This is a genomic window from Pseudooceanicola antarcticus, from assembly GCF_900215355.1.
GTDB lineage: Bacteria > Pseudomonadota > Alphaproteobacteria > Rhodobacterales > Rhodobacteraceae > Pseudooceanicola > Pseudooceanicola antarcticus.
Window position 1 is genome coordinate 336,546 of the sequence record NZ_OBEA01000003.1, and the last position, 15,048, is coordinate 351,593.

Below are 15,048 nucleotides of genomic sequence, written 5' to 3' on the forward strand. Positions count from 1 at the left end.
AAAATGTGTGACTGCCGCAAGGCATCTTGTTCCTGGGAGGACGTTTCATGTTCCGCAAGCTAAATAGCCAGCTCATTCCTGCACTTGTTTTCCTGTCCCTGCCGCTCGCCGCACAGGCGGCCAATGATATCGACGGCGCCAATGGCTCGACCATCGACGCGAGCTCGGACCTGAATTCGGTATGTGGCGAAGGAAATACGCTGACCAATGATTCCGACCGCAACACCGTCTGCGGCTGGAACAACACCGTCGATGATCGCAGCTGGGGCAACGATGTCTCGGGCGCCAACAACGAGGTGCTGGGCAACTCCGACGTCAACTCGGTGACCGGCAACGGGAACGAGATCAGCGGCAATTCCAACCGCAACGACGTCAGCGGCACCGGGAACACCCTAACCACCTCGGACAACAACGTGACCAGCGGCCAGAACAACACGCTGACCACCTCCGACCGCAACGTGGTGGGCGGCCATGGCAACCAGCTGACCTCGAGCAACGTCAACGGCGTGATCGGCCATTCCAACGTGGTGACCGGCTCCAACCGCAACTTCGTGAGCGGTTCGGCGAACCAGGTGCTGAACGGCTCCCAGAACAACACCGTCAGCGGCGACCAGCAGGTTCTGGACAATGTCGAGGGCAACGCGGTCTCGGGCCGTCTGAACGCGGTGACAGACACCAGCCTCAACAACATCGTGGGCGGCGGACAGAACACCGTCACCAGCTCGGATTTCAACATCGTGGGCGGCAGCCAGCAGACGATCACCGGCGACAGCGATCTCAACATCGTCTCGGGCTGGCTCAACAGCGCCACCGGCGGCAGTGACTGGAACGCCATCTCGGGCTACCGCAACGACCTGAGCAATGATTCCGACCAGAACGTCGTCGGCGGTGATGACAATGACCTCGATAACAGTGACCTGAACGTGGTCGGCGGCCAGAACAACGATCTGACCGGCACCGCCTACAGCTTCGTGTCCGGCCAGGACAACACGCTGACCAATGGCAGCTACAACACCGTTTCGGGCATGGGCAACACCCTGGCCGATGGCAGCTCCAACACCTCGCTTCTGGGCTCCGGCAATACCGTCGACGGTTCGGGCAATGGCGTGATCGGTGAGAACAACACGGTGACCGGCGCCAACAACAACGTGATGGGCGACGGCAATACCGTCACCACCGATGGCGGCCTGGTGCTGGGCAACGGCGGTACGGTGACGGCAAGCAACGGCGTGGCCATCGGCAACGGTGCCCAGGCAACCGCGGCCAATTCGGTGGCCATCGGCTCCGGCTCGGTTGCCGGTGCGGCCAATACGGTCTCCTTCGGCTCGACCGGCTCCGAACGGCGTCTGACCAACGTGGCCGCCGGCGTTGATCCCACCGATGCGGTGAACGTCAGCCAGCTGAACGCGGGCCAGGCCAGCGCCTTCGCGGGTGTTGCCGCGGCGATCTCGCTGGGCACCTCGCAGATGCCCTCGGCCCCCGGCAAGACGGCGGTCAACTGGGGCATCGGTCACTTCGGTGGCGAAAGCGCCCTGGGCATCAGCATGGTGCATGCGCTGGAGAACTTCGCCAGCACCAATGCCTCGATCAGCATGGGCCTGAGCCGCACCACCACCGGCATGACCGCGGTGCGCATCGGCGGCGGCTTTGAATTCTGATATGGCGGGGGCGGCGGTTGATCCGCTGCCCCGACCAGCCAGGAGCCTTCCATGAGACAGAGCCTTCCCGCGGTCGCCATCAGCGCGGCCCTTCTTGCGTCCCCGGCCCTCGGGCAGGCACAGGAGGCGACCTCGCCCGTGCCGCCGGTGGCAGAGTTCACCATCTGCATCGTCGACGCGGGTCTGCCGGACAACATCACCTATTTCGGCACCGCCACACGCAATACCCGCATGACCTGCGAACACCTGCCCCGTACGGCTGAGAGCCCGACCCTGCCGATGCTCTACGCCAGCGGCTGGCGGCTGGTGCAGGTGGTGGGAGAGGGCTGGATCGCAGAGCCCGACAGCCTGCGCACGCGGTCTCCGATCTACTACCTGGAACGGCTGCGCTAGGGCCGGCGAGGGTGGGCTAAACCCACCTTCACGCCCGCCGCCCGTTCAGCCCCGGCGCAGCTCCAGCCGCAGCACCAGCACGTAACCCGTCGCCACCACGGCGGCGAGGGCGAACCAGGTCAGCGCATAGCTGAGGTGGGCATTGCGGAAGCGCACCACGGTGCGGCCTCCGCGCGGCCAGGCGTCTCCGACCCTTTCGACATCGACGAAATAGGGCGCGGCGCGCGCGAGGCCCTTCGCTTCGGTGATCGAGCCCACGTCGCGGCGATACCATGTCCCGGCCTCGGGTGCGTTGCGGCGGGCGAAGAGCCAGCGGTGGTCCTCGGACAGGCGCAACAGTCCGGTGAGGCGGACCTCTCCCTGCGGGCGCAGGAATTCTCCGGTGCGCGCCTCTGCCTCGGGCACCACGCCGCGGTTCACCAGCACCACCGTGCCGTCACCGCGCAGGAGCGGTGTCAGCACCCAGAAGGCCGGGCCATAGTCGGAGGGCGTGTAGATCAGCACCTCTTCGTCATGCAGGTAGCGGCCTGCGAGGGTGACACGGGTGTATTCGGCCTGGGTGCCGGCGCCAGAGGCGATCTCTGCCCAGGCCTCAGGCCCCGGAGCGGGCACGGGGGCGGCGTGGATGCGGGCCTCGACCCGTTCGATCAGGTCCAGCTTCCAGTGCAGGCGCTGCACCTGCCAGACCCCCAGCCAGGAAAAGCCCCCGATGCCGATCACGGCGATCAGCGTGGCGAGCATCAGGCGGGGCCAGCGCGGAGAGACTTTCGTCATGGCAACCTCGGGGCTTTGGGAATGCGAAGGGGCCGGCGCTTGCGCGCGGCCCCCTCCCGTGTCGTGGCGCGGGGCGGGTCAGCCCTGCTGGCTCTGCAGGTTCATCATCTGCTCCATGTCGGGCATGGGCATCATGTTCTCGTTCATGTTGTGCATGACCCAGAGAGAGCCCGCCAGGACGATCACCAGGATGATCACCGAGAAGATGGTGGCGACCAAGGTCCAGCCCTCTTCGCTGGAGGTGCCGACATGCAGGAAATAGACCAGGTGGACGATGATCTGCAGCGCGCCCATCCCCATAATCAGGGCGATGGTGAGATTGCGCGGCAGGTCGACCTCGCCCATGACCAGGCCGAATGGCAGGATGGTCAGGATCGCCGCCATGGCGAAGCCAATCATCAGGCGGCCCATGGTGCCATGGCTGCCGGAGTGGGTGTTCACATGCTCGCTCATCAGATCAGCCTCACCAGGTAGACGAAGGAGAAGACCCCGATCCAGATCAGGTCGAGGAAGTGCCAGAACATCGACAGCGTGCCGAGGCGGCGCATGTTCGGGCCGTTCAACCCGTGCAGGCGCAGCTGCGCGATCAGCGTGACCAGCCAGATCAGACCGCCGGTGACGTGCAGCCCGTGGGTGCCGACGAGGGCGAAGAAGGCCGACAGGAAGGCCGAGCGGTCGGGGCCTGCGCCGATGTGGATCAGGTGGGCGAACTCGTAGAGCTCCATCCCGATGAAGCCCGCGCCCAGCAGGCCGGTGACCACCAGCCAGGCGGTGGTAGCGTCCAGCTTCTGCTTCTCGGCCGAGAGCATCGCCAGGCCGAAGGTCACCGACGAGAAGAGCAGCAGCGCGGTTTCCACCGCGATGAAGCCTGGCTCGAACAGGTCCTTCGGGCCGGGGCCGCCGGCGAAGCCGCCGCCCAGCACCGCGTAGGTGGCGAAGAGGGCACCGAAGATGATGCAGTCGCTCATCAGGTAGATCCAGAACCCGATGTTGGTCGGGCTCTGGTGATGGGCGTGGTGTGCGTCAGCCGCGCTCATGCCGAGGCTCCTTTCGCTTCCGTCGCCGCGATCTCATCCGGCTGGATGTAATAGTCGCGGTTGTAGTTGAAGGTATGGGCGATGCCGATGGCCAGCATGGCCACGAAGCTCAGGATCGCCAGCCACCAGATGTACCAGACCATGGCGAAGCCGAAGGCCAGCGCGAAGGCCGAGATCAGCACGCCGGTGGCGGTATCCTTCGGCATGTGGATCGGCTGGTAGTCGGTCGACCACTTGAAGCCCTCTTCCTTCATCTTCCAGAACATGTCGCGGCCGGTGACCACGATGTCCTGCGGGAAGTTGTACTTCTGCGGCGGCGACTGGTTGGCCCACTCGAGGGTGCGCGCGTCCCAGGGGTCTCCGCCACAGGCCAGGCGCTTGCGGTCGCGGATCGAGACGTAGAAGCACATGAAGGTGGACAGGATACCGAAGAGGATCACCACGGCGCCCAGGGCGGCGACCAGGAAGTAGGGCTGCCAGCCCATGTCCGCGTAGGAGTTCATCCGCCGCGTCACCCCCATCAGGCCAAGCGCGTAGAGCGGCATGAAGGCCAGGTAGAAGCCCACGAACCAGCCCCAGAAGGCGCGCTTGCCCCAGCGGTCATCCAGCTTGAAGCCGAAGGCCTTGGGCCACCAGAAGGTGACCGCGGCATAGACGCCGAAGACGACCCCGCCGATGATCACGTTGTGGAAGTGGGCCACCAGGAACAGCGTGTTGTGCAGCTGGAAGTCGACGGGCGGAACGGCCAGCAGGACGCCGGTCATGCCGCCGATGGTGAAGGTCACCAGGAAGCCGATGGTCCAGTACATCGGCAGCTCCATCCGCACGCGGCCCCGGTACATGGTGAACAGCCAGTTGAAGATCTTCACCCCCGTCGGCACCGCGATGATCATCGTGGTGATGCCGAAGAAGGTGTTGACGTTGGCGCCCGATCCCATGGTGAAGAAGTGGTGCAGCCAGACCACGAAGCTCAGCACCATGATGCAGGCCGTGGCCCAGACCATCGTGGCGTAACCGAACAGCGGCTTGCGCGAGAAGGTGGCGACGATTTCCGAGAAGACACCGAAGATCGGGATGATGAGGATGTAGACCTCGGGGTGGCCCCAGATCCAGATCAGGTTGATGTACATCATCGCATTCCCACCGAAGTCATTGGTGAAGAAGCGGAAGTCCAGGTAGCGATCCAGCGTCAGCAGCGCCAGGGTGGCGGTCAGCACCGGGAAGGCCGCGACGATCAGCACGTTGGTGATCAGGGTGTTCCAGGTGAAGATCGGCATCATCATCATCTTCATGCCGGGCGCGCGCATCTTCAGGATCGTGGCGATCAGGTTGATCCCCGACAGCGTGGTGCCCACGCCCGCGATCTGCAACGCCCAGAGATAGTAATCCATCCCCGGCCCGGTGCTGTAGGAAGCCCCCGAAAGCGGCGGGAAGGCCAGCCAGCCGACGCGGGCGAACTCCCCGATGAAGAGCGAGATGTTGACCAGCAGCGCGCCCGCCACCGTCATCCAGAACGAGAAGTTGTTCAGGAAGGGGAAGGCCACGTCGCGGGCACCGATCTGCGTCGGCATGACGTAGTTCATGATGCCGGTGACGAAGGGCATGGCGACGAAGAAGATCATGATCACGCCATGGGCGGTGAAGACCTGGTCGTAGTGATGCGGCGGCAGGTAGCCCTCGGCGCCGCCGGCGGCCAGCGCCTGTTGCAGGCGCATCATCAGCGCATCGGCAAAGCCGCGCACCATCATGATGAAGCCCAGCACCATGTACATGATGCCGATCTTCTTGTGGTCGACCGAGATCACCCAGTCACGCCACAGCGGCAGCCAGAGCCGGAAGCGGGTCATCAGCGCCAGCACGATCAGCCCGGCCAGGCCGACGCCCAGGAAGGTGCCGATGAGGATCGGCTCGTGATAGGGAATCCAGTCGAAGGTCAGCCGTCCGAAGATCGGCGACCAGGTCTCTTGCGGTTGTACGTGTCCGGTTGCCATCAGGATTTGGCCTTTGCATCGAGAGGCGTGCGGCAAAGCTTGTCGGGGTCTGCCAGGAAGGCCTCGTAGTAATGTTTCGGTTCAGGCGCGGGCAGCGAGATCGGATTGCCGAAGCCGTCGATCGCGCGGTGCCGGTCGTATTCGTAGAAGGGCACGTTGGGGATGCCCTGCAGGCCGCCGCCGCCCATCATGTCCATCATCATCATGTCGCCCATGCAGACGGTGTCCTCGGCCACGCAGAGCTCGACGATGCGGTCGAAGAGACCTTCGCTGACGCTGCCGTAGTAGCTGACCGGCGCGTCGATGCTGGGGGTCTCGAGCGCGAGGTAGCTCTCGGCATTGAGGGGGGCGCCTTCGGCCTTCACCCTGGCGACCCAGGCGTCGAAGCCCGCGTCATCCATGGCCAGCGTGTCGAAGGTCATCTGGCTGAAGCCGGGGCCCGAGTAATGCGCCGAACGGCCCGGATAGGTGCCCTCGTGGTCGGCGATCAGGTGCAGCTTCGTCTCCATGCCGGCCATGGAATAGACCATGCCGCCAAGCGCCGGGATCGACAGGGTGTTCATCACCGTCGACGAGGTCAGCGAGAAGTTGATCGGCCGCCCGGCAGGCACCGCCAGCTCGTTGACCGAGGCGACGCCCAGCTCGGGGTAGATGAACAGCCACTTCCAGTCGAGAGAGACCGCCTGCACCTCGACGGGCTCGCCCGCTTCCAGGTGGTCCAGCGGGCGGTAGGGGTCCAGCCGGTGGGTATAGATCCAGGTGAAATAGCCGAGGCCGACGATGATCAGGATCGGCACGCCCCAGACCAGCACCTCGAGCTTCGAGGAGTGGGTGAAGCCGGGATCGTAGTCCGAGATATCCTCTCGGTCGGCGCGGTATCTCAGCGGGAAGTACACCGCCATGAAGAGCACCGGCAGGATGACGATCAGCATCAGCAGGGTAGAGATGATCAGGAGGTTCCTCTCCTGGTCCGCGACCCAGCCGGAGGGGGCCAGGACATGGTACTGACAGCCGGAAAGCGCCAATGCGCCCGCCATGGCCAGCAGGGGTTTTGTCATTCGGAGCAACGTCTTCGCCTCTTGGTCTTCCAGCGGTCAAATGGAGGAGCGGCCGCCGGCCCGGAGTGGGGAATGCAGGCCTTCGGCTACGCCTTGTTGCAGGTGACAACACCGGGGCGGATTGCCGCACTGCCGCAAAAAGGGCCGGTTAGTAACGTATTTTTGAGCGTAGATAGCGTGAAAGAGCGTCTTGGCGAGGCTGTCGTGGCCCGAAACGACCGGGGATCATGCCGCGATCTGGCCGAATTCCGCGCCGCAATGCAGCGGAAAGGGGTGTCTGCGACTCACTTTCAGGACGGCATGCGGGGTGGGTCGTGGGCGCGGCACAGAGAGATGGTCGCCATCGCCTGAGGGCCGGGCGCATCGGCTGTATCGCCGCCCTTGGTGCGCCGCCCCTCCCGAATGCGGCGGCCGTGTCAGCACCCTTGGAGCCTGTGCGCGTGTCGCGGGGCAGGGGGGGCGATCCCGCCGTCCCGGAGACCTGGACCCGGCAAAAGCTGGCCCCGAAGCATCCTGCGTCGAGCTGGGGCAGGGCGGTGCCGGCAGGTGCTTTGGCTGTCGCGCGGCAGAGGTGGGATGTCTCCCACACTACGCGGTCGTGAGCGCCCGCGCTTTGTGCCGGGCATAGGGTGGGTGAAATGTACCCTGCCCTCTACGTGCCCCGCAGGGGGGGCAAGGTGCATACGGATGTCAGTAGATGTAGCGGATCTGGTCGCTCCAGAAGCGTTCCACCCGGCGCAGCGAGGTGGTGATGTCGTCGAGTCCGCCGAAGTCCAGCACGCCGCGGCTTTCCAGGCCCTCTGCATGGCGGGCGAAGAGTTCTGACACGACCTCGCGGATCTCGCGGCCCTTCTGGGTCAGCCGCACCCGGACGGACCGGCGGTCGATCTCGCAGCGCTCGTGGTGCATGTAGCCCATTTCGACCAACTTCTTCAGATTGTAGCTGACATTGCTGCCCTGGTAGTAGCCGCGCGACTTGAGCTCGCCCGCGGTGACCTCGTTCTCGCCGATGTTGAAGAGCAGCAGCGCCTGCACCGCGTTGATTTCCAGCACGCCGACGCGCTCGAACTCGTCCTTGATCACGTCCAGCAGCAGCCGATGCAGGCGTTCGACCAGTGCCAGCGCCTCGAGGTAGCCCTGCATGAACTCCTTCGGCGCCAAGCCTGGCCCGATCGCGTTCTGAATGCTCATCACTGTCTCCGTCGCATAACCTGAGGCGAAATTCGGCGAAATTCCCAAAAATCCGGTTAATTCCAAATGGATAGACAGATCCGTGGTTAACGGAGCCTCTCGCCGCGTTGCGGCAGGGTGCCGCGGGCAGAACTGTCGCCCGCCTGGGCCAGGGGAAGAATGGCAAGCTCTTTCAACAGTTTGCGCACCATCGCCTCTTCAAAGTCCCGAAAGCCGTAGGCGGTCTCGACGAAGGCCTCCGCGCCGCGCAGCACATGGGCACGGTAGTAGGCCGAGAGCTCGGCGATATTGTCGGGACGGGCGATGACCAGGCCGTTGACCGTCACCGCGCCCATGTCGATACCGCGCGGAACGGGGCCGACGTTGTGCTTGCCGTCGCCCGAGACATCCAGCACCTGCCGCCAGCACCCCTCCTGCTGCGCCAGGGCGCGGGCGCCGAAGGTCAGCGCCGGTCCGATGGCGGTCGTGGGCTCCATCGGGCTGCGGGCGGTGCCGCGCAGCCGGGCCTGGAAGGCGGCGATGGCGGCCTCGGAAGAAAGCTCGGCCCAGGGCGCCAGCACCCGCTGGTCGCCGGGGCCGCTCCATTCGTAGACCATCATCCGCACCGGCGCGCCGGGCAGGGCGGCCAGCGCTTCGCGCACCTGGGCATTGTCCAGCGCCCGCGCCAGCCCCTCGAGTTGCAGCCGGTATTCGTCATCGTCGACAGAGCCCGAGACATCCAGGCCAAGCGCCAGCGCCTCGCGGCAGGGGGTGGCGGCAACGGCGGTGGTCAGGGGACAGGCCAGCAGCGCCAGCGCCAGGATCAGCCGCAGCATCGGGTGCCCCCGGCGGAGCCAAGGCGCATGTCGTTGAGCTCGCGGAAGAGCTTCAGCGTCATGGCGCGGCGGAAGTCGGCGAAACCCTGGGCGACCTGGACGAAGGCGCCGGGGCCGCGGATCAGCTCGCCCTCGTAGAAAGAGACCACGGCGGAATCGGGACCCGAGACCGCCAGGCCGTTCACCGTCACCTCGGCAAGCGGGAAATGGGCATAGGCCAGGGCCGGAGAGAAGCCTTCGTTGTTGATCCCGTCGCCCGAGACGTCGATCACCTGCCGGTCGCAGGGGGGCGCCTCGGCCAGCAGGCCCGCCGCATAGCCCAGAGCATAGCCCGCGGCCGTGGGGAAACCCTCGTGGCTGCGGGTGGCGCCGCCGATGCGGGCCACGGCGCGGTCGATATCGGCATCGCTGCCCAGCATCATCCAGGGCAGGATCACCGCCTGCTGGTAGCGTCCGCTCCACTCGTAGGCCGCCAGGGCCACGGGAGCGCCGCCAAGCAGGATCACCTGCCGGATGTCGGGGTCATTCAGCGCCGCCGCAAGCCCGTCCCGCTGCAGGGCGTATTCCTCGGTATCGACCGAGGCCGATACATCCAGAGCCAGGAGCAGCGCCAGCCGGCACTCCTGGGCCGCCGCTGCGCGCGGCAGCAGCAACAGTAGCGCCAGGACGACCGGGGCCAGCAGGACAGCCGGGGCGCAGCGCCCGGCCCATCCGTCCTGCCTGCGGCCCCGGCGGCCCATCTTACCAGTGGCCCGTGTTTTCCATCGAGGCCCAGGGCTCGGCAGGCTCCAGCGCCTCGCCTTCCTGCAGCAGTTCGATGGAGATATTGTCGGGGCTGCGCACGAAGGCCATGTGGCCATCACGCGGCGGGCGGTTGATGGTCACGCCCGCATCCATCAGCTTCTGGCACATCTCGTAGATATTGCCGACGGAATAGGCCAGGTGGCCGAAGTGGCGGCTGTCCGAGGGCAGGCCCTCGTCGCCGTCCCAGTTCCAGGTCAGCTCGACCGGGCATTCCTCCTGGCCTTCGGGGGCCATGAAGATCAGGCTGAAGCGACCGGCTTCCACGTCGTGGCGGCGGATCTCCTTCAGGCCCAGGAGCTCGTAGAAGGCCATGGATTTCTCCAGGTCCTTCACCCGGACCATCGTATGCAGATAGCGAACTTTCATCGCGTCTTCCCTTTCGTCGTGCCTAGAGCCGGGCGGGGGCCCGTACCCTTTCGCATCGAAGGTAGCAGCCGCAGCGCGATTGTCGAACCGAAAGGCTCAGAAGGCCGAGCGGATCGACAGGCCAAGCCCGCTGCTGCGGGTCTCGTAGATCGCCACGTTGGACCGGGTGCGCGCGGCCTCCAGGGTCAGCACGGGGTTGAAGCCCATGTAGTCGAGCTCGCTGAAGACCAGCTGCAGCTCGGCGCGGATCTCTTCGTCGAGGCGGCCATCGAGACTGTAGGGCGAGCTGTCGAAATCGCGGCTGCGGGCCTCTAGCGTCAGGCTGGGGTCGGCGCCAAGGCTCTCTCCCAGCCACCGGGCCCTGGGCGAGAGGCGCGCGCCAAGGCGCAGGTCGCGGTAATCGGCCGAGCTGAGATCGGAGGTGGAGCGGGAGAAGCTGCCGTAGAGGCTGAGCTGGCCGCCGCCGAAGGCGTGATCCCAGCCAAGCGACAGAAGGCCCACGTCGGCCTCGGGCGCGGCCGCGCCGCGGCGGGTCTCGAGGGACAGCGTGCCGCTCACACGGTTACGGGGCGAAAGCGAATGGCTGAGCTTCGCCTCGCCGCGCAGGAAGGCACCATAGGGATCGCCGCCATGGAAGTTCTGCCCGGCCCAGGCGCTCATCACCAGCTCGTCGCGGGTCTCGCCCAGCAACATCCGGCGGCTCAGCCCGGCGGCCAGGCTGGCAGAGCTGAAGTCGCTGCCCTCGGCATCGGGGGCGGCGGCCCGGGCCTCGTCCGACAGAAGGTAGCCGCTGTGCCGGGCGCGCAGCATGAGGTCGGTGGCCCGGTCCTCGGTCTGGCTGAGCCGGTAGCGGGTATCGGCCCCGAAGCTCAGCTCCACCCCGCTCAGCGCCTGGGCATCGCCCGAGAGGGCGAATTCCCAGGGCAGCCCGTCGATGGTGAAACTGTCATGCATCGAGCCGTTGTTGAGGTTGTCCGTCGGTGTCACCGCGAAGCTGAGCCGGGTCGACCAGGGATTGCGCAGGCGGACATACTTGAAGTCGCGGATGGCGCGGGCGCGGGTGGCCCGGTTGGGGGCGGCCTCGGCGGCGCGGCGCAGCCAGAGCTGGGCGCGGGTGCGGTGTCCGGCGCTGGCCAGCACCTGGGCGCGGATCAGCGCGGCGGCATATCGCTCGGTATCGTCGGAGGCCAGGTCCCAGGCGGCGCGGGCAGCCGTGCCGGCCTCGCCGTCGTTTCCAATGGCACGGGCGGCCTGGGCGAGAAGAAGTTGGGCGGAAAAATCCCTGGCGTCGCGGGCGAGCAGCGCGCGGGCCAGCTCCATCGCAGTGGCGGCATCGCCGCGCTGCAGCCGCTTCGCCGCCAGGGCGCGCATCTGCAGCGGGGTCAGCTCGAAGCGGGCGGCATCGGGGGCGGGGGTCTCGGCCCCGGCCGCGGGGGGCAGGGAGAGCGAAAGGGGCAGCGCCAGCACGGCCAGCAGGGCTCCGCGGGCTGTCGCCCTGCGGATCGCCCGTGCTGCGCCACCCTGCTGTGCCTCGGCCCCCTTGCCCCGCATCGGATCAGCGATAGAGGATGAAGCCGCCGGTCTCCTGGACCGTCCGCCCGTCGACGCGCGGATCATCCGAGGTCATGACGATGATGCCGACGATCTCATCCGCGTCCACGGTGGGGTCGTCGTCGTCCGCCAGGATCGCGTAGTAGGTGCCGCTTTCGTACTCTTTGAGAACGGCCCCATCCGAGGAATAGCTGATCACGCTGCCGGCGATCTCGCCGTTGTCATCGGCCACGCCGGGCTGGATGACAAAGGTCAGCGTGGGCAGGGTGGTAGCCTCGAGCGCGGTGGCGATATCCGAGGTGATGTCGTTGCCGTCGCTGTCGAAGACCTCTCGGTTGGTGATCTCGCCCTTCACGCCGGAGCCCGTGTTGAAGTCCTCGAAGTCGATGTCGACGGTCATGTCGCCCTGGGTGTATTCCAGGCCGGCCGAGCCGTCGAAGACCCGCACGCCGCCATAGCCGCCACTGTAGCTTGCCTGGCCGCTGGTCGGCAGGGTGACCTCGCCGTTGCGCTGGTAGATGAAGCCGCCGAAACCGTAGGGGACGTAGCCGCCCGAGCGCGCGATGGCGAATTCGGTCCGGCCGCTGGACGAGACGCCGTAGAGCGCCCGGTGCATCAGCTGGCTGACCTCGGTGCCCGTCTCTGCATCCTCGTAGCTCATCGAGCCTTCGTAGAGCGCGTAGCCCCCGAGCGTGCCGAAGGGGGTGGTGACGCGGTCGTACTCATTGTCTCCATCGAAGGCGAGGCCGTCGACAGTGAAGGTATCATCGGTGGAATTGTAGGAGACGGACGAGACATAGCCGCCGCCCTCTGCGTTCTGTCCCTCGCGCCGGAAGATCGAGGCGCTCGACACGGGCGAGGTGGTCCCCGGCGGCAGGGTGCGATCGGAATCGATGCCCGAGCCTTCGTCCTCGTCGGTGCTTCCGCCGCTGTCTTCTTACGTGTCGAAGGGATTCGACGAATTTCCGCAAGAGCTGACAGCCAATGCCGCCAGCAGCAGAAGGATCCAGGTCCGTGCCATATCGCTGCCTCGTATATGCTCGACGGGCCTCTGACGGGCCCCTTTGCCGGGCAGCTTTCCCATGGTGCCCGGAAAAGTCAATTGCCCATGGGGCTTACAAGGCGAACTTCGCGCCTTTGCTGCAGGACTGCACTACTCTATCTAGAGGTTCCGCTCTTCGTTCCCACAAGATACCCTTAGGGTTGACCGATCTAGTGTAAAGGATTCGCCCCATGCCGCTCTCCTCCGACCAGCAGGCTGAAATCGACGCCCTGCGTTCCGAGACCCGCCAGACCCTGCGCGCGACCGTCCCCGGCATGGAGGCGCATCTCTACAAGGCCTATCCCGTGCTCGACCACGGCTTCGTGCGGGTGGTGGACTACATGGGCGATGATGCCGCCATCTGCCAGGCCGCGCGGGTCTCTTACGGCAAGGGCACCAAGTCGGTGCAGAACGACGAGGGGCTGATCCGCTACCTAATGCGCCACTGGCACTCGACCCCCTTCGAGATGTGCGAGCTCAAGCTGCACGTGAAGCTGCCGGTCTTCGTCGCCCGCCAGTGGATCCGCCACCGCACCGCCAACGTGAACGAATACTCGGCCCGCTACTCGATCCTCGACCGCGAATTCTACATCCCCGCCCCCGAGAACCTGGCCGCGCAATCCGTGGTCAACAACCAGGGCCGCGGCCAGGCGCTGACCGGCGAAGAGGCCGCGCGCGTGCTGGAATACCTCAAGGCCGACAGCACCCGCGCCTATGACCACTATGCCGAGATGATCTCGGACGAGGGCCAGCAGGGCCTGGCGCGCGAGCTGGCGCGGATGAACCTGCCCGCCAATGTCTACACCCAGTGGTACTGGAAGGTGGACCTGCACAACCTGCTGCACTTCCTGCGCCTGCGCGCCGACACCCACGCCCAGTACGAGATCCGCGTCTATGCCGAGGAGATCTGCAAGCTGGTCGCCGACTGGGTGCCCTTCGCCTACAAGGCCTTCGAGGACTACCGCCTGGGCGCGGTCACCATGTCGGCCCAGATGGTCGATTGCCTGCGTCGGATGATCGCCGGGGAAGAGGTGACCGAAGAGAACTGCGGCATGAGCAAGCGGGAATGGCGCGAGTTTATGGGGGTTGTGGGGTGACGCAACTGGTGCCGGAAGGGGCGGACGATCCGCGCTTTTCGGAGCTTTTGCGAGCAACAGATCCGGCTGCAATGCACCTCAGGCTGGACGGTAAGCAGGTCTCTGGCCCGGAACGCTATGGATCAGCGAAAGCGATGGTGGCCGCTATTAACCGTCTGGAGCCAGAAGTACGACTTCAGCTTTCCGTGCTCGGCGACGAATTTGGCCCCAACAAAGAGGACCTAGAAGATATTCTCTTCCCAAGTCTTCAACATAGGTTGCTAGAGAGCTTTGCGGTGACGCGGCGAGGTAGTGACAGGCAAGCCGCAATCCAAGGTTTGAATGTTGCTGGTCTTGCTGCGGTAGAAGCCAGTTTGCGAGTTCGAAATGGTGTGCTTAGAGACCTAAAAATCGGCACTCTGACGCTATTCGGTTTCGGCACGGTGCGGCTTGAAAACTGTGTGATCGGCCGTTTGATAATCTCAGGTGACGGAAACCCGGACATTGTCATTCGAGGAGGTCGGATCCTCATGATTGATGTCGAAGAAGACCCGCACATCCGAAGTCTCGAAGTATCCGGCGTGCATATCTCCAAGAGACCTATGGCTTCCCAGCCGTCCAAGGAAGACTGGCCAGTTTGGCTTCGGCTGGACGCGGTTGCGTTCCGACGCTTGCACCGTTGGGCACAAGAGAAAGAGGACGCCAAGCTCGCTCATCAAATGCGCGGCCATCAGCTTTCGGTAGACTACTACAAGGCGGATCGGCCAGAGCGTTTCTTCCTGTCGCTTTGGTGGCTGTTCGGAAACTACGGTCTGAGCCTGTGGCGCCCGCTTCTTTGGTTGCTCCTTTCCTTCGCTATTCTTGTCGATCTGCTTCTCTGGTGTGGATCAGTCCCTGGGGTCGACCAGATTGCTTCAGCGGTCGGGCCGCCAGGCGGAGGCGCCGCAGATGGCTGGCGGAGAGTGCTATTCGGCGACGATATGAGCGCGCAGCTGGCGCGGGCAGTTGTCGGGGCGACTGAAAGCATCTTCTCTCCGGTCAACGTCTTCTCTACCCGGAAGCTGGTTGTGCCATCTGCACCCTGGGTAGCTGTCTTCCAGTTCTTCTACAGCTATCTCTGCCTTGGCCTGATCTTCCTGTTCGGCTTTTCGATCCGTCGCCGTTTCAAGATCTGATCGCCGGGAGTCTAGGACCAGCCCTCTCAATCCGCATAGGGTGGGAGCCACCACCCCACCAAAGGTGGACCGCCATCCACCCTACGCCCGCAACCACCGGCGGGGCATCCGACCGGG

General features: G+C 65.3%; 16 protein-coding genes. 5 read left to right on the forward strand and 11 right to left on the reverse strand.

What is annotated here, in order from left to right:
- Positions 1–47: 47 nt before the first annotated feature.
- Both CRO50_RS09560 and CRO50_RS09565 read left to right on the forward strand, forming a co-directional pair.
- Positions 48–1,658: a YadA family autotransporter adhesin gene (locus CRO50_RS09560; RefSeq protein ID WP_097145674.1), complete on the forward strand. Its 1,611-nt coding sequence runs from the start codon at positions 48–50 to the stop codon at positions 1,656–1,658.
- Between the two features lie 51 nt (positions 1,659–1,709).
- Positions 1,710–2,051 (forward strand): hypothetical protein, encoded by a 342-nt coding sequence (locus CRO50_RS09565; RefSeq protein WP_097145675.1) that lies wholly within the window; start codon positions 1,710–1,712, stop codon positions 2,049–2,051.
- Between the two features lie 45 nt (positions 2,052–2,096).
- On the opposite strand, the gene CRO50_RS09570 is transcribed toward CRO50_RS09565, so the two are convergent.
- From CRO50_RS09570 to cyoA, 5 genes are all read right to left on the reverse strand, one after another.
- Positions 2,097–2,825 carry an SURF1 family protein gene (locus tag CRO50_RS09570; protein WP_179747247.1) on the reverse strand — a complete coding sequence of 243 codons (729 nt, stop codon included), beginning with the start codon at positions 2,823–2,825 and terminating at the stop codon, positions 2,097–2,099.
- Between the two features lie 78 nt (positions 2,826–2,903).
- Positions 2,904–3,278, reverse strand: a complete 375-nt coding sequence (cyoD, locus tag CRO50_RS09575) for a cytochrome o ubiquinol oxidase subunit IV (RefSeq protein WP_097145676.1) — start codon at positions 3,276–3,278, stop codon at positions 2,904–2,906.
- A complete protein-coding gene (cyoC, locus tag CRO50_RS09580; protein WP_097145677.1) occupies positions 3,278–3,862 on the reverse strand; it encodes a cytochrome o ubiquinol oxidase subunit III in 585 nt (194 codons plus the stop codon). Before cyoC ends, cyoD begins: the two co-directional genes overlap by 1 nt.
- Positions 3,859–5,853, reverse strand: a complete 1,995-nt coding sequence (gene cyoB, locus CRO50_RS09585) for a cytochrome o ubiquinol oxidase subunit I (protein WP_097145678.1) — start codon at positions 5,851–5,853, stop codon at positions 3,859–3,861. The genes cyoC and cyoB overlap by 4 nt, the downstream gene beginning before the upstream one ends.
- Positions 5,853–6,911 carry a ubiquinol oxidase subunit II gene (gene cyoA, locus CRO50_RS09590; RefSeq protein ID WP_232617658.1) on the reverse strand — a complete coding sequence of 353 codons (1,059 nt, stop codon included), beginning with the start codon at positions 6,909–6,911 and terminating at the stop codon, positions 5,853–5,855. Before cyoA ends, cyoB begins: the two co-directional genes overlap by 1 nt.
- Positions 6,912–6,983: 72 nt before the next feature.
- On the opposite strand from cyoA, the gene CRO50_RS09595 reads away from it, so the two are divergent.
- Positions 6,984–7,262 (forward strand): hypothetical protein, encoded by a 279-nt coding sequence (locus CRO50_RS09595; RefSeq protein ID WP_097145679.1) that lies wholly within the window; start codon positions 6,984–6,986, stop codon positions 7,260–7,262.
- 339 nt (positions 7,263–7,601) lie between these two features.
- Here the strand turns inward: CRO50_RS09595 and CRO50_RS09600 are convergent, their stop codons facing one another.
- The 6 genes from CRO50_RS09600 to CRO50_RS09625 form a co-directional block, all read right to left on the reverse strand.
- Entirely contained in the window at positions 7,602–8,102 is a 501-nt protein-coding gene (locus CRO50_RS09600) for a MarR family winged helix-turn-helix transcriptional regulator (protein ID WP_097145680.1), read from the reverse strand.
- 86 nt (positions 8,103–8,188) lie between these two features.
- Positions 8,189–8,917, reverse strand: a complete 729-nt coding sequence (locus tag CRO50_RS09605; RefSeq protein ID WP_097145681.1) for a DUF1194 domain-containing protein — start codon at positions 8,915–8,917, stop codon at positions 8,189–8,191.
- On the reverse strand, positions 8,905–9,657 hold the full coding sequence (locus CRO50_RS09610) for a DUF1194 domain-containing protein (protein WP_097145682.1): 753 nt from the start codon (positions 9,655–9,657) through the stop codon (positions 8,905–8,907). The genes CRO50_RS09605 and CRO50_RS09610 overlap by 13 nt, the downstream gene beginning before the upstream one ends.
- Position 9,658: 1 nt before the next feature.
- The gene (locus tag CRO50_RS09615) at positions 9,659–10,087 is read right to left on the reverse strand and encodes a VOC family protein (protein WP_097145683.1); all 429 of its coding nucleotides are present in this window, start codon (positions 10,085–10,087) and stop codon (positions 9,659–9,661) included.
- Positions 10,088–10,183: 96 nt separating this feature from the next.
- A complete protein-coding gene (locus tag CRO50_RS09620) occupies positions 10,184–11,638 on the reverse strand; it encodes a surface lipoprotein assembly modifier (RefSeq protein ID WP_157791680.1) in 1,455 nt (484 codons plus the stop codon).
- 4 nt (positions 11,639–11,642) lie between these two features.
- Positions 11,643–12,491 (reverse strand): hypothetical protein, encoded by an 849-nt coding sequence (locus CRO50_RS09625; RefSeq protein WP_097145685.1) that lies wholly within the window; start codon positions 12,489–12,491, stop codon positions 11,643–11,645.
- Between the two features lie 380 nt (positions 12,492–12,871).
- On the opposite strand from CRO50_RS09625, the gene thyX reads away from it, so the two are divergent.
- Both thyX and CRO50_RS19920 read left to right on the forward strand, forming a co-directional pair.
- Positions 12,872–13,777, forward strand: a complete 906-nt coding sequence (thyX, locus tag CRO50_RS09630) for an FAD-dependent thymidylate synthase (RefSeq protein WP_097145686.1) — start codon at positions 12,872–12,874, stop codon at positions 13,775–13,777.
- Complete coding sequence (locus CRO50_RS19920; protein ID WP_143516887.1) at positions 13,774–14,931, forward strand: hypothetical protein; 1,158 nt, start codon at positions 13,774–13,776, stop codon at positions 14,929–14,931. Before thyX ends, CRO50_RS19920 begins: the two co-directional genes overlap by 4 nt.
- Positions 14,932–15,048: the final 117 nt, after the last annotated feature.

What these genes read in the sequence shown, in the direction of transcription:
- CRO50_RS09560 (WP_097145674.1), top strand. Translation starts at nt 48, where the DNA reads ATGTTCCGCAAGCTAAATAGCCAGCTCATTCCTGCACTTGTTTTCCTG.
- CRO50_RS09565 (WP_097145675.1), top strand. Translation starts at nt 1,710, where the DNA reads ATGAGACAGAGCCTTCCCGCGGTCGCCATCAGCGCGGCCCTTCTTGCG.
- CRO50_RS09600 (WP_097145680.1), bottom strand. Translation starts at nt 8,102, where the DNA reads ATGAGCATTCAGAACGCGATCGGGCCAGGCTTGGCGCCGAAGGAGTTC.
- CRO50_RS09605 (WP_097145681.1), bottom strand. Translation starts at nt 8,917, where the DNA reads ATGCTGCGGCTGATCCTGGCGCTGGCGCTGCTGGCCTGTCCCCTGACC.
- CRO50_RS09620 (WP_157791680.1), bottom strand. Translation starts at nt 11,638, where the DNA reads ATGCGGGGCAAGGGGGCCGAGGCACAGCAGGGTGGCGCAGCACGGGCG.
- thyX (WP_097145686.1), top strand. Translation starts at nt 12,872, where the DNA reads ATGCCGCTCTCCTCCGACCAGCAGGCTGAAATCGACGCCCTGCGTTCC.
- cyoB (WP_097145678.1), bottom strand. Translation starts at nt 5,853, where the DNA reads ATGGCAACCGGACACGTACAACCGCAAGAGACCTGGTCGCCGATCTTC.
- CRO50_RS09615 (WP_097145683.1), bottom strand. Translation starts at nt 10,087, where the DNA reads ATGAAAGTTCGCTATCTGCATACGATGGTCCGGGTGAAGGACCTGGAG.
- cyoC (WP_097145677.1), bottom strand. Translation starts at nt 3,862, where the DNA reads ATGAGCGCGGCTGACGCACACCACGCCCATCACCAGAGCCCGACCAAC.
- cyoA (WP_232617658.1), bottom strand. Translation starts at nt 6,911, where the DNA reads ATGACAAAACCCCTGCTGGCCATGGCGGGCGCATTGGCGCTTTCCGGC.
- CRO50_RS09595 (WP_097145679.1), top strand. Translation starts at nt 6,984, where the DNA reads ATGCAGGCCTTCGGCTACGCCTTGTTGCAGGTGACAACACCGGGGCGG.
- CRO50_RS09570 (WP_179747247.1), bottom strand. Translation starts at nt 2,825, where the DNA reads ATGACGAAAGTCTCTCCGCGCTGGCCCCGCCTGATGCTCGCCACGCTG.
- CRO50_RS09610 (WP_097145682.1), bottom strand. Translation starts at nt 9,657, where the DNA reads ATGGGCCGCCGGGGCCGCAGGCAGGACGGATGGGCCGGGCGCTGCGCC.
- cyoD (WP_097145676.1), bottom strand. Translation starts at nt 3,278, where the DNA reads ATGAGCGAGCATGTGAACACCCACTCCGGCAGCCATGGCACCATGGGC.